Source organism: Streptomyces sp. NPDC058691 (assembly GCF_042714775.1).
Lineage (GTDB): Bacteria > Actinomycetota > Actinomycetes > Streptomycetales > Streptomycetaceae > Actinacidiphila.
In genome coordinates, this window is record NZ_JBHXSO010000110.1 from 1 (window position 1) to 12,414 (window position 12,414).

The window sequence follows — 12,414 nt, forward strand, 5'->3', positions numbered from 1 at the left end:
GCTCGTGGTCCCGCGGGTTCCCGCCCGGCGGCCGGTGCCGGCCGAGGCGCGGCGGTCCGCACCCTGACCTCCGCCGGTGCCGGTCCCGGCGGCGGTCGCGCCGCCGCCACCCGCGCCGCTGCGGCGCCGGCGGCTGGGCCGCTTGCCGGGCTCGCCGGTGCGGGGGGCCGGTGCCTCCGGCTGGGGGACCTCGATGGTGACGGCCACGCCCGAGGGCTCGCGGGCGCCGGTGATGGTGGTCAGTGCCGCGTCGCTGGACGTGACGCGGGCCGTCCGGGGGCGGATGCCCGCGTCCGACATCAGCCGGGTGACGTCCCGCTTCTGCTCGGGCAGGACGAGCGTGACCACGCTGCCGGAGCCGCCGGCGCGGGCCGTGCGGCCGCCCCGGTGGAGGTAGTCCTTGTGGTCGGTCGGGGGATCGACGTTCACGACCAGGTCGAGGTCGTCGACGTGTATGCCGCGGGCCGCGACGTTGGTGGCGACCAGCGCGGTGACCAGCCCGGTCTTGAACTGCTCCAGGGTGCGGTTGCGCTGCGGCTGCGAGCGGCCGCCGTGCAGTGCCGCCGCGCGGACGCCGACGGACAGCAGCCGCTTGGCGAGCCGGTCGGCGGCGCGCTTGGTGTCGAGGAAGAGGATGACCCGGCCGTCGCGCGCCGCGATGCGCGTGGTGACGGCCTTCTTGTCGGTCTCGTCCAGCACATGGAGCACGTGGTGCTCCATGGTGGTCACGGCGCCCGCCGAGGGGTCCACGGAGTGCACCACGGGGTCGGTCAGGAACCGCTGCACCAGGCGGTCGATGTTGCCGTCCAGGGTGGCCGAGAAGAGCATGCGCTGGCCGTCGGGCCGCACACGCTCGATCAGCTTGGTGATCTGCGGCATGAAGCCCATGTCGGTCATCTGGTCGGCTTCGTCCAGCACCGTGATGCGCACGTCGCCGAGCAGGCAGGCGCCCTGCTCCACCAGGTCGTTGAGCCGGCCGGGGGTCGCCACCAGGACCTCGACGCCGCGCCGGAGCGTGGCGGCCTGCTTGGTCAGGGACAGCCCGCCGACCACGGTGGTCAGCCGGAGGTTCACGGCCGTCGCGTACGGGGTCAGCGCGTCCGCCACCTGCTGGGCGAGTTCACGGGTGGGCACCAGCACGAGGGCCAGCGGCGCCTTGGGCTCGGCGCGCAGCCCGGCCGTACGGGCCAGCAGCGCCAGCCCGAACGCCAGGGTCTTGCCGGAGCCGGTGCGTCCCCGTCCCAGCAGATCGCGGCCGGCGAGCGAGTTGGGCAGCGTCGCGGCCTGGATCGGGAAGGGGTCGGTCACGCCCTGCGCGGTGAGGGTCTTCAGCAGCCCCGCGGGCATGTCGAGAGCGGCGAAGTCCTCGACGGGGGGAAGCGCGGGTGTCGTGCTTTCCGGCAGCCGGAACTCCCGCGGCGGCGCCGCGGACGGTGCGGGCGACGACGGGCGCCGATTCGACTTCTGGGGCCTGCGGGACATGCGGTTACTGCCTTCCTGGAACCAGCGCAAACCGGGGTCCGCACCAAAGCGGTGCGAACCCCGGTGAACAGATACGCGTCCGGCGATCAGGCGGGGACGATGTTCTCCGCCTGCGGGCCCTTCTGGCCCTGCGTGACGTCGAACGAGACCCGCTGGCCCTCCTGGAGCTCACGGAAGCCCTGGGTCGCGATGTTCGAGTAGTGGGCGAAGACGTCGGGGCCGCCGCCGTCCTGCTCGATGAAGCCGAAACCCTTTTCGGCGTTGAACCACTTCACGGTTCCCTGTGCCATGACGCTCTCCTTCTGTAGGCAGAGGCCCCATCCGGAGATGCCGGGTAGAACAAATAATGCGCCTGAAGGAGAAGTTTCCCGTCAGGCGCACATAGATCCATGGGTACCACAACTGCAACTTCAAGAACCCTAGCACAGCGCGGTCGCCGGCCCGCCGCCGCCCGGCGGCCGCCGGCTGTGAGTCCGGCCACAGCGGCCGTCCCCGCGGGGGGACGGCCGCTGCCGCGGCCCCGTCAGCGCATGAGCCGCACCGCGGCCACCACCAGGGGGTCCAGGCCGTCCGCTCCGGTGTCGACGCACTCGAAGAGCCGAGCGCGCATGCGCGGGTCCCAGAACCTGCCGATGTGGCCCGCGACCGCCTCGGCGGCCTGCTCGCCCGGCAGGTGCACCAGGTTCGCGGCGATGTCGTTGGCCATCCTCTGTTCCGACGGCACTCCCACGGCCATGTCAGTCCCCCACCGTGAGCAGGCCGTCCTCGGCGGGCTCGGCGGACTCGCCCCGCGACGGGCGGGCGAGCCCGACCTGTACGGCGGTCACCTTGTACTCCGGGCAGTTGGTCGCCCAGTCCGAGTTCTCCGTGGTGACCACGTTGGCGCCGGTCACCGGGTGGTGGAACGTGGTGTAGACGACCCCGGTCGGCATGCGGTCGGAGATCTCCGCCCGCAGCGTGGTCTGCCCCACACGGCTGGCCAGCGTCACCATGTCGCCGTCGGTGATGCCGCGGACCTCGGCGTCGTGCGGGTGCAGCTCCAGGATGTCCTCGGGGTGCCAGGCGACGTTGCCGGTGCGGCGGGTCTGCGCCCCGACGTTGTACTGGCTGAGGATCCGGCCGGTGGTCAGCACCAGCGGGAAGCGCCGGGTGCTGCGCTCGGCCGTCGGCACGAAGGTGGTGACCACGAACTTGCCCTTGCCCCGGACGAACTCGTCGACGTGCATGATCGGTGTGCCTTCCGGCGCCGACTCGTTGCACGGCCACTGGACGCTGCCGAGCTTGTCCAGCACCTCGAAGGAGACTCCGGCGAAGGTGGGCGTGACCGTGGCGATCTCGTCCATGATCCGGCTCGGGTGGTCGTACGCCATGGGGTAGCCCATGGCCGTGGCGATCTCGCTCACGATCTGCCACTCGTGCTTGCCCGTCTTCGGCTTCATCACCGCGCGCACCCGGTTGATCCGGCGCTCGGCGTTGGTGAAGGTGCCGTCCTTCTCCAGGAAGGACGCGCCGGGCAGGAAGACGTGCGCGAACTTGGCCGTCTCGTTGAGGAACAGATCCTGGACGACGACGAGTTCCATGGCCGCCAGCGCGGCGGTGACGTGCTTGAGGTTGGGGTCGGACTGGGCGATGTCCTCGCCGTGGACGAACAGTCCGCGGAAGGTGCCGTCGATCGCCGCGTCGAACATGTTGGGAATCCGCAGCCCGGGCTCGGCGAGCAGGGTGCCGCCCCACAGGTTCTCGAACACCTTGCGCACGGCGTCGTCGGAGACGTGCCGGTAGCCGGGCAGTTCGTGCGGGAACGAGCCCATGTCGCAGGAGCCCTGGACGTTGTTCTGGCCGCGCAGCGGGTTCACGCCGACGCCGTCGCGGCCGAGGTTGCCACAGGCCATCGCGAGGTTGGCCATCCCCATGACCATGGTCGAGCCCTGGCTGTGCTCGGTGACGCCGAGGCCGTAGTAGATGGCCCCGTTGGGCGCCTGCGCGTACAGCCGTGCGGCGGCGCGCAGTTCCGCGGCCGGCACACCGCTGATCTCCTCGGTGGCCTCCGGGCTGTTCTCCGGGCGGGCGATGAACTCCGCCCACGCGTCAAAGTCCTCGCACCGCTCGTCCACGAAGCCCCGGTCGACCAGGCCCTCGGTGACCACCACGTGCGCCATGGCGTTCACCACGGCCACGTTCGTGCTGGGCCTGAGCTGGAGGTGGTGCTCGGCCTCGATGTGCGGGGAGCGCACCAGGTCGATGCGGCGCGGGTCGACCACGATGAGCTTGGCGCCCTCGCGCAGCCGGCGCTTCATCCGGGAGGCGAACACCGGGTGCCCGTCGGTGGGGTTGGCCCCGATCACCATGATGACGTCGGCCTCGGCCACCGACCGGAAGTCCTGGGTGCCCGCCGACTCGCCGAAGGTCTGCTTGAGCCCGTATCCCGTCGGGGAGTGGCATACGCGGGCGCAGGTGTCGACGTTGTTGTTGCCGAAGGCGGCGCGCACCATCTTCTGGACGACGTAGACCTCTTCGTTGGTGCAGCGCGAGGAGGTGATGGCGCCGATCGAGCCCGAGCCGTACCGCTCCTGGAGCTCGAGCATCCGCCGGGCGACGGTGCCGATGGCCTCCTCCCACTCGACCTCGCGCCACGGGTCGGTGATCTTCTCGCGCACCATGGGCTTGAGCACCCGGTCGGGGTGCGAGGCGTACCCGAAGGCGAAGCGGCCCTTCACGCAGGAGTGGCCCTCGTTGGCGCCGCCGTCCTTGTACGGGACCATCCGAACCAGCTCGTCGCCGCGCAGCTCCGCCTTGAACGAGCAGCCGACGCCGCAGTACGCGCAGGTGGTGACCACCGACCGGGTCGGCATGCCGAGTTCGACCACCGACTTCTCCTGGAGGGTGGAGGTCGGGCAGGCCTGCACGCACGCCCCGCAGGACACGCACTCGGACTCCATGAAGGTCTCGCCGGCGCCCGCCGAGACCTTGGAGTCGAAGCCGCGCCCCTCGATGGTCAGCGCGAAGGTGCCCTGCACCTCGCCGCAGGCGCGGACGCAGCGGGAGCAGGCGATGCACTTGGACGCGTCGAAGTCGAAGTACGGGTTGGACGTGTCCTTCTCGGCGTCGAGGTGGTTCTCGCCCTCGTAGCCGTAGCGGACCTGCCGCAGCCCGACCACGCCGGCCATGTCCTGCAGTTCGCAGTCTCCGTTGGCCGGGCAGGTGAGGCAGTCCAGCGGGTGGTCGGAGATGTAGAGCTCCATGACGCCCTGGCGGAGCTTCTCCACCTTCGGCGTCTGCGTGCTCACCTTCATCCCGTCCGCCACCGGCGTGGTGCAGGACGCGGGGGTGCCCCGGCGGCCGTCGATCTCCACCACGCACAGCCGGCAGGAGCCGAACGGCTCAAGGCTGTCGGTGGCGCAGAGTTTGGGGATGTCGATGCCGGCGAGCGCGGCGGCGCGCATCACGGAGGTGCCCTCCGGCACCGCCACCGGCAGCCCGTCGACCTCCACCGACACCGTCGCCGCTCCGGGCCGCTCCGGTGTGCCGTAGTCGGGTTCCTTGAGAAGTGTCATGCCGTGCCCTCCGTCCTGGCGCCACTGGGCTGCCTGTTCCGGCTCCCGTGGCCGGTGTCACGAGCGAGGAAGTCGTCGGGGAAGTGGGCGATGGCGCTGCGCACCGGCATGGGCGTCAGCCCGCCCATCGCGCACAGCGAGCCGTCGGTCATCAGCTCGCACAGGTCCTCCAGCAGGGCCAGGTTCTCGTCCCGCTGCTGACCGGCGACGATCTTGTCGATCACCTCGACGCCGCGGACGGAGCCGACCCGGCAGGGTGTGCACTTGCCGCAGGACTCCTCGGCGCAGAACTCCATGGCGAAGCGGGCCTGCGCGGCCATGTCGACGCTGTCGTCGAAGACGACGATGCCGCCGTGGCCCAGCATGGCGCCCGCCGCCGCGAAGGCCTCGTAGTCCATCGGCAGGTCGAACATCGACGTCGGAAGGTAGGCGCCGAGCGGCCCGCCGACCTGCACCGTGCGCACCGGGCGCCCGGAGAACGTCCCGCCGCCGTAGTCCTCGACCAGTTCGCGCAGGGTGACGCCGAAGGCGGTCTCCACGATGCCGCCGCGCGCGATGTTGCCGCCGAGCTGGAACACCTGGGTGCCGCGCGACCGGTCGACGCCGAGCTCCTGGTACGCCTTGGCTCCGTGCGACATGACGACGGGGACGGTGGCGAGCGTGAGGACGTTGTTGACCACGGTCGGCTTGCCGAACAGCCCCTCGATCGCGGGGATCGGCGGCTTGGCGCGGACCGTGCCGCGCTTGCCCTCCAGGCTTTCCAGCATGGAGGTCTCCTCGCCGCAGATGTACGCGCCCGCGCCGACCCGCACATGCAGGTCGAAGTCGAGCGCGGAGCCGAGGACGCCCTTGCCGAGCCATCCGCGCTCCCGCGCGATGTCGATGGCCGCGCGCATGGTGGCCACCGCGTCGGGGTACTCCGAGCGGATGTAGAGGTAGCCCTCTCGGGCGCCGACCGCGTGCGCGGCGATCGTCATGCCCTCGATGAGCATGAACGGGTCGCCCTCCATGACCATGCGGTCCGCGAAGGTCCCGCTGTCGCCCTCGTCGGCGTTGCAGCAGATGAACTTCAGTTCGTCGGCGCAGCCGAGGACGGTCTTCCACTTGATGCCGGCGGGGAATCCCGCGCCGCCGCGGCCGCGCAGTCCGGAGTCGGTGACCTCGGTGACCACGTCCTCGGGGGCGAGTGCCAGCGCGGCGCGCAGCCCCTCCAGTCCGCCGTGCGCCAGGTAGTCCTCGGCGGACAGCGGGTCGGTCACACCGATCCTGGCAAAGGTGACCCGCGTCTGCCGTGCCAGCCAGGGCAGTTCGTCCACGATGCCCAGGCGCAGCGGATGGTCGGCGCCCTCCAGCAGGCCCGCGGTCAGCAGGCCCTCCACGTCGGAGGGGGCGACCGGTCCGTAGCCGACGCGGCCGGCGGGGGTGACCACCTCGACCAGCGGCTCCAGCCAGAGCATGCCGCGGGAGCCGTTGCGCACCACCTCGACGGGCAGCTCACGGTCGGCGGCGGCGTGCCGCAGCGCGTCCGCGACCTCGTCCGCGCCGACGGACCTGGCCGCCGAGTCGCGGGGGACGTAGACCGTCACCACGGAATCCGAAGAGCGCTGTGTCATGAGACCGTCCCCTTGAGGATCGAGCCCAGCCGGGCCGTGCCAACTCGTCCGTACAACCGGCCGTTCACCTCGACCGAAGGCCCCAGCGCGCAGTTGCCGAGGCAGAAGACCTGCTCGACGGTCACCGAGCCGTCGGCGGTCGTCCCGCCCGGCTCCAGTCCGGCTTCGCGGGCGTAGTCCATCAGGCTCTCGGCGCCCAGGGCCTGGCATGCCTCGGCGCGGCATATCCGCACGGTGGTGCGCCCCGCCGGTTCGCGGCGGAAGTCGTGGTAGAAGGTCACCACTCCGTGGACGTCCGCCCTGGAGAGGTTGAGCTCGTCGGCGAGGACCGCGACGGCCTCCTGCGGCACACAGCCCAACTCGGCCTGGACGGCGTGCAGTATGGGCAGGAGCGGGCCCCGGTGGCCCCGGTGGTCGGCCGCGGCCGTCCGGACCGCCTGCTCGACGGACGCGTCGCTCGCGCCGGTGCTCCCGGGCGTCATGACCGCTCCGCCTTCGTGACGCGCGGGAGTGCGGGCGCGGGATGCTCAGCCATCGTCCGACACCTTCGATACACACACATGCGGGCCCCTTGACCTCTCCTGCGGATGCGCGGGGTCCGTGACCGACGTACAGAGCCGCTTCGGTTTTCAGGCGGTGCTGGCGGTACTTGAGGACAATAACGCATACAAGCTTCTGCATACAGAATCCCGACGCACATTTGTCGGCCCGATGACACCGGCGGTACGGCGGCGGAGTGCCGACGCGCCGCCGCATACCGGCAGCACACGCCATGTTGCATACCAAAACCTGTATGCTCGGGGGTCCCCGCCGTCATCGCCCCTCTCGGCGGACTCCACTGGCAGAGCCGACGGCCCATCAGGCTCGCCGGCGGAACGGGGGAACGATGCGCGAGGCCCTCACCGCGGCGGCGACCCACCGCGTCGCCCGCCCGGCGCCGCTGCGCCAGGCCGTGTACGACGCGCTGATCGAGCTGATCATCAACGGCACCCTCACACCCGGCCAGCACCTGGTCGAAGCCGAACTCGCCGAACACCTCGGCGTCAGCCGCCAGCCCGTACGCGAAGCCCTCCAACGCCTCCAGACCGACGGCTGGGTCGACCTCCGCCCCGCCCAAGGCGCCTTCGTCCACTCCCCCACCCAAGAAGAAGCCACCCAACTCCTCAGCGTCCGCGCCGTCCTGGAGACCCACTCGGCCGAACTCGCCGCCCGCAACGCCACGCCCGAGGACGTCGAACGCCTCTGGGTGCTGCATCAGGAGGGCGTGGACGCCCTCGCCGGGAGCGACGTCGAGCGACTGGTCACGGCCAACATCGCGCTGCACGCCTTCATCACCTCGATCGGCGGCAACGCCGTACTGGCCGATCTCATCTCGCAGGTGAGCCGGAAGGTGCGCTGGTACTACACCCCCATCGCCAAGCCCCGCGGCAAAGAGGCCTGGAACGAGCACGCTCAGCTCATCAAGGCCATCGCCAAGGGCGACGCCGCCCGAGCGAGCGAGATCATGAGCAAGCACACCAAGCGCACGGGCGAGTACCGCAAGGCGGTCGCCACGGGGGCGACGGCCCGCGGCTGACCCGCCGCGTCCCGGCCGGTTCACGACCGGTTCACGACGCGAGGGAGGCGACGGGAAGGCGGCCCGGTTCGGCGGCCGCCGCGACCTCCAGCGACGGGTGGACCGCGCCGGCGCCGAGGGCGGCCCGCAGCTCCCGCAGCCACGGCAGCACGGTGCGCAGCACGATGTCGAACCCCCCGCCGTCCTGCCCGAGCATCGCGTCGGCGGGGACGAGGACCGGATCCGCGACGACGGTCGAGGTGGCGCTGCCGTACGGTCCCCCGTCCGTCCGGGCGGGGACGAACAGGTCCGGCGCGTGCGCGGGGACCGTCCAGAGCGTCAGACCGTCCTCCGCGGCGAGCGGCCGGGACGACCAGACATAGCTGTCGGCCTCCCCGGCGGCGACCACCTCGTGCTTGCGGGCGCGCAGGGCGACCACCTCACCGGTGCGGGTGGCCGTGGAGCGCGATGCCAGAGCCGGGCCCTGCGGGGTCCGCAGGACCTGCTCGCCGGGGACGCCCTCGGCGAGCGCCAGGCTGCCGAGGTGGCGTCCGGCGGCGATCTCGGCGCGCATCCAGGGGCTGCCGTGCGCCTCGATGACGGCGACGGCCGCGTAGTGCGACTGGAGCACGGCCGCGGTGGCCGGGCAGGCGGCGGCGGTCCGGGCCACCACGTCGGCGGCGTCGGACAGGCGCAGCCCGCCGCCGCCCAGGTCCGCGGAGACGGTGAGTCCGAGCAGCCCGGCCTGGCCGAGGGCGGTCACCGCAGCACGCGGAAACCGCCGCTCCGCGCCGGTCCTCTCGGCGAAGGGCTCGATGACGTTGCTCAGGACGTGGGCGAAAGCGGCGTGGTGCGACACGGGGTGCCCCCCTCAGGAGTGGTGTGCGGCGGTCCGCCGTCGGACCGTGGGCGGGCGGAAGACATGTGCTTCCGGGCGTACGGGACCGGTCCGCGCGGAGAGCGCCCGCGCCGACCGGCCCCGCCACGGTGCGCGCGGGCCGTGTGCCGGGGCCGCCGTCCCGCGGACCCCGGCCGGCTGCCGTCCGCCGGCCCGCGCGCACGTCTGCTCAGGGCTGTACGTCGACCTGGGGGTCGATCTCGCGCAGCAGCCCCGTCGACACGTCGAACACAAAGCCGCGGACGTCGTCGGTGTGCGGCAGGAACGGCGACGTGCGCACCCGCCGCATCGACTGCCGGACGTCCTGGTCCACGTCCTGGAAGGCCTCCACGGCCCAGGCGGGCCGCTGTCCGACCTCCCGCTCCAGTTCGTGCCGGAAGTCCTCGGTCAGGCTCTCCAGACCGCAGCCCGTGTGGTGGACGAGCACGACGCTGCGGGTGCCGAGCGCGCGCTGACTGATCGTCAGGGAGCGGATCGCGTCGTCGGTGACGACACCGCCCGCGTTGCGGATGGTGTGGCAGTCGCCCAGTTCGAGGCCGAGGGCGGCGTGCAGATCGATGCGCGCGTCCATGCAGGCCACGACGGCCACCCCCAGGACGGGGCGGGCTCCCATGCCCGGGTCGGTGAATCCCGCGGCGTACTTCCGGTTGGACTCCACGAGGCGGTCGATGACCGCCTCCGTGCCGGTCTGCGCGGGGCCGTGCGTCGACGTCGACATGGGGCTACCTCATTCCGGTGGGCGGAGGCGAAGGGACCCGTGCCGCGGTACCGGACGGTTCGAGCCGGACCACGATTCCCTTCGATGTCGGGGTGTTGCTGATGTCGGCCACGCTGTCCAGCGGCACCAGGACGTTGGTCTCCGGGTAGTACGCGGCGGCGGACCCGGGTGTCGTGGGGTAGGGGATCACCTGGAAGTCACGGGCGCGGCGTTCCACCCCGTCGTGCCACACGCTCACCAGGTCGACGTGGTCACGGTCGGCGAGGCCGAGGGCCTCCAGGTCGACGGGGTTCACCAGGACGACGCGGCGGCCTTCGTGGATGCCGCGGTAGCGGTCGTTCATCGCGTACGGGATGGTGTTCCACTGGTCGTGCGAGCGCAGCGTCTGCAGGACGAGGTGCCGCTCGGGGGCCTGGACCATGGCGAAGTCGTTGCACGTGAAGACCGCCTTGCCGCTCGGGGTGGGGAACGTCCCGTGGTTGACCGGGTTCGGCAGCAGGAAGCCGCCCGGCTCGGCCGCCCGTGCGTCGTAGTCGTGGAAGCCGGGCACGACGCGGGAGATCCGGTCCCGGATGGTGCCGTAGTCCGCCTCGAACGCCGCCCAGGGAACGGGCGGGGTGTCGCCGAGGGTCCGGCCGGCCAGCCGGGAGATGATCGCCACCTCGCTGAGCAGTGCGCCGGAGGCGGGCTCCAGCCGGCCGCGGGAGGCGTGTACCTGGCTCATGGAGTCCTCGACGGTGACGAACTGCTCGACGCCGCCCTGGACGTCCCGGTCGCTGCGGCCCAGGGTCGGCAGGATCAGCGCCGTCTCGCCGCAGACCGTGTGGGAGCGGTTGAGCTTGGTCGAGATGTGCGCGGTGAGCCGGCACGTGCGCAGCGCCGCCTCGGTGAGCTCGCTGTCGGGAGCGGCCCGGACGAAGTTGCCGGCGACGCCCACGAAGACCCTGGCCCGGCCGTCGCGCATGGCCCTGATGGAGTCCACGGTGTCCCAGCCGTGCCGGGTGGGCGGAGTGAAGCCGAACTCCCGCTCCAGCGCGTCCAGGAACGCCTGCGGCATCCGCTCCCAGATGCCCATGGTGCGGTCGCCCTGAACATTGCTGTGGCCGCGCACGGGGCACACGCCCGCTCCCGGCTTCCCGATGTTCCCCTGCAGCATCAGGAAGTTGACGACCTCGCGGATGGTGGGCACACCGTGCTTGTGCTGGGTCAGGCCCATCGCCCAGCAGACGATGACGCTCCTGCTCCGCAGCACCCGCTCGTGCACCTGCTCGATCTCTTCGCGGGTCAGCCCCGTGGCCTTGCGGACGTCGTCCCAGTCGGTCTTGCGGGCGTGCCGGGCGAACTCGGCGAAGCCGGTGGAGTGGGTGTCGATGAACTCCTGGTCCAGCACGGTCCCCGGCGCGGCGTCCTCGGCTTCCAGCAGCAGCAGGTTCAGCGCCTGGAACAGCGCGAGGTCGCCACCGGGCCGGATCTGCAGGAACTGGTCGGCGATGGGCGTACCGCGGCCGACGATGCCGCGGGCCTTCTGCGGGTGCTTGAACCGCATCAGCCCGGCCTCGGGCAGTGGGTTGACGGCGACGACCTGGCCGCCGTTCCGCTTGGTCTCCTCCAGCGCGGAGAGCATCCGCGGGTGGTTGGTGCCCGGGTTCTGGCCCACGACGAAGACCAGGTCGGAGTGGTGGATGTCCTCCAGGGACACGCTGCCCTTGCCGATGCCCAGGCTCTCGTTGAGCGCGGAGCCGCTGGACTCGTGGCACATGTTGCTGCAGTCGGGCAGGTTGTTGGTGCCGTAGGCGCGGGCGAAGAGCTGGAGGAGGAAGGCGGCCTCGTTGCTGACCCGGCCCGAGGTGTAGAAAAGGGCCTCGTCCGGAGAGTCCAGGGCGCGCAGTTCGCCGGCGAGCAGGTCGAGGGCGCCGTCCCAGCCGATCGGCTCGTAGTGGTCCGAGCCGGGCCGCTTGACCATGGGCTCGGTGAGCCGGCCCTGCTGGTTGAGCCAGTAGTCGGACTTCCCGTCCAGCTCGGATATCGAGTGCTCCCGGAAGAAGTCCGCGGTGACCCGGCGCGAGGTCGCCTCGTCGCTGATGTGCTTGGCGCCGTTCTCGCAGTACTCCTGCAGGTGCCGGTGTTTCGGGTCCGGCTCCGGCCACGCGCAGCCGGGGCAGTCGAAGCCCTTGGCCTGGTTGATGTTCAGCAGCGTCAACGCTGTCCGCCGGACCGTGGTCTGGCCCAGGGAGTACTGGATCGCGTGCGTCACGGCAGGCAGTCCGGTCGCCCAGGTCTTGGGCGGGGTCACCTCCAAATGGTCGTCGGTCGGGTCCTCGATGGTGCTCATGGTCTGGCCTGTGCCTTTCTGCTGTTCTCACGTGCGCGTGACGACTCCGCCGGGCGGGCCCGTTTCTGCCCCCCAGCCCTACGGCTTGATAAACCTCGTCTATCGAGGCCGGGCGCCCCGGCCGTGGATCAGATCACGCCCTGTGCCTTGAGGAGGGGCAACTCGTCTTCGTTGAGGCCGAGTTCGTGGTGGTAGATGTCGTGGTTGTGTTCGCCGAGGAGGGGTGAGCGGTGGATGGTGGTGGGTGAGTCGGAGAGTTTGA

The 12,414-nt window shown here is 71.4% G+C and carries 10 protein-coding genes; 1 reads left to right on the plus strand and 9 read right to left on the minus strand.

Annotated features, from left to right (window positions below; translation table 11 throughout):
* From ACFWVC_RS37620 to ACFWVC_RS37645, 6 genes are all read right to left on the minus strand, one after another.
* On the minus strand, positions 1–1,482 hold a 1,482-nt coding region (locus ACFWVC_RS37620; RefSeq protein ID WP_384298708.1), incomplete at its 3' end, for a DEAD/DEAH box helicase.
* Between the two features lie 86 nt (positions 1,483–1,568).
* Positions 1,569–1,772, minus strand: coding sequence for a cold-shock protein (locus tag ACFWVC_RS37625; protein WP_030069301.1), 204 nt, complete (start codon positions 1,770–1,772; stop codon positions 1,569–1,571).
* Positions 1,773–2,005: 233 nt separating this feature from the next.
* Positions 2,006–2,188, minus strand: coding sequence for a formate dehydrogenase subunit delta (locus ACFWVC_RS37630; RefSeq protein ID WP_384298717.1), 183 nt, complete (start codon positions 2,186–2,188; stop codon positions 2,006–2,008).
* A gap of 31 nt (positions 2,189–2,219) precedes the next feature.
* Entirely contained in the window at positions 2,220–5,036 is a 2,817-nt protein-coding gene (gene fdhF, locus ACFWVC_RS37635; protein ID WP_384298722.1) for a formate dehydrogenase subunit alpha, read from the minus strand.
* The gene (locus tag ACFWVC_RS37640) at positions 5,033–6,649 is read right to left on the minus strand and encodes a formate dehydrogenase beta subunit (protein ID WP_384298730.1); all 1,617 of its coding nucleotides are present in this window, start codon (positions 6,647–6,649) and stop codon (positions 5,033–5,035) included. The genes fdhF and ACFWVC_RS37640 overlap by 4 nt, the downstream gene beginning before the upstream one ends.
* Complete coding sequence (locus tag ACFWVC_RS37645) at positions 6,646–7,131, minus strand: NAD(P)H-dependent oxidoreductase subunit E (protein ID WP_384298736.1); 486 nt, start codon at positions 7,129–7,131, stop codon at positions 6,646–6,648. Before ACFWVC_RS37645 ends, ACFWVC_RS37640 begins: the two co-directional genes overlap by 4 nt.
* A gap of 404 nt (positions 7,132–7,535) precedes the next feature.
* Between ACFWVC_RS37645 and ACFWVC_RS37650 the strand changes: the two genes are divergently transcribed.
* Positions 7,536–8,225 (plus strand): GntR family transcriptional regulator, encoded by a 690-nt coding sequence (locus ACFWVC_RS37650; RefSeq protein WP_384298748.1) that lies wholly within the window; start codon positions 7,536–7,538, stop codon positions 8,223–8,225.
* A 31-nt stretch (positions 8,226–8,256) separates the two neighbouring features.
* Here ACFWVC_RS37650 and ACFWVC_RS37655 read toward each other — a convergent pair whose 3' ends face one another.
* The 3 genes from ACFWVC_RS37655 to ACFWVC_RS37665 all read right to left on the minus strand — a co-directional run bounded on the left by ACFWVC_RS37655 (position 8,257) and on the right by ACFWVC_RS37665 (position 12,152).
* Positions 8,257–9,063 (minus strand): acyl-CoA dehydrogenase family protein, encoded by an 807-nt coding sequence (locus ACFWVC_RS37655; RefSeq protein WP_384298753.1) that lies wholly within the window; start codon positions 9,061–9,063, stop codon positions 8,257–8,259.
* Between the two features lie 208 nt (positions 9,064–9,271).
* Positions 9,272–9,820: a beta-class carbonic anhydrase gene (locus ACFWVC_RS37660; RefSeq protein ID WP_384298757.1), complete on the minus strand. Its 549-nt coding sequence runs from the start codon at positions 9,818–9,820 to the stop codon at positions 9,272–9,274.
* A gap of 4 nt (positions 9,821–9,824) precedes the next feature.
* Positions 9,825–12,152: an FdhF/YdeP family oxidoreductase gene (locus tag ACFWVC_RS37665; protein WP_384298760.1), complete on the minus strand. Its 2,328-nt coding sequence runs from the start codon at positions 12,150–12,152 to the stop codon at positions 9,825–9,827.
* Between the last annotated feature and the right edge of the window lie 262 nt (positions 12,153–12,414).

What these genes read in the sequence shown, in the direction of transcription:
- ACFWVC_RS37625 (WP_030069301.1), bottom strand. Translation starts at nt 1,772, where the DNA reads ATGGCACAGGGAACCGTGAAGTGGTTCAACGCCGAAAAGGGTTTCGGC.
- ACFWVC_RS37630 (WP_384298717.1), bottom strand. Translation starts at nt 2,188, where the DNA reads ATGGCCAACGACATCGCCGCGAACCTGGTGCACCTGCCGGGCGAGCAG.
- fdhF (WP_384298722.1), bottom strand. Translation starts at nt 5,036, where the DNA reads ATGACACTTCTCAAGGAACCCGACTACGGCACACCGGAGCGGCCCGGA.
- ACFWVC_RS37640 (WP_384298730.1), bottom strand. Translation starts at nt 6,649, where the DNA reads ATGACACAGCGCTCTTCGGATTCCGTGGTGACGGTCTACGTCCCCCGC.
- ACFWVC_RS37645 (WP_384298736.1), bottom strand. Translation starts at nt 7,131, where the DNA reads ATGACGCCCGGGAGCACCGGCGCGAGCGACGCGTCCGTCGAGCAGGCG.
- ACFWVC_RS37650 (WP_384298748.1), top strand. Translation starts at nt 7,536, where the DNA reads ATGCGCGAGGCCCTCACCGCGGCGGCGACCCACCGCGTCGCCCGCCCG.
- ACFWVC_RS37660 (WP_384298757.1), bottom strand. Translation starts at nt 9,820, where the DNA reads ATGTCGACGTCGACGCACGGCCCCGCGCAGACCGGCACGGAGGCGGTC.
- ACFWVC_RS37665 (WP_384298760.1), bottom strand. Translation starts at nt 12,152, where the DNA reads ATGAGCACCATCGAGGACCCGACCGACGACCATTTGGAGGTGACCCCG.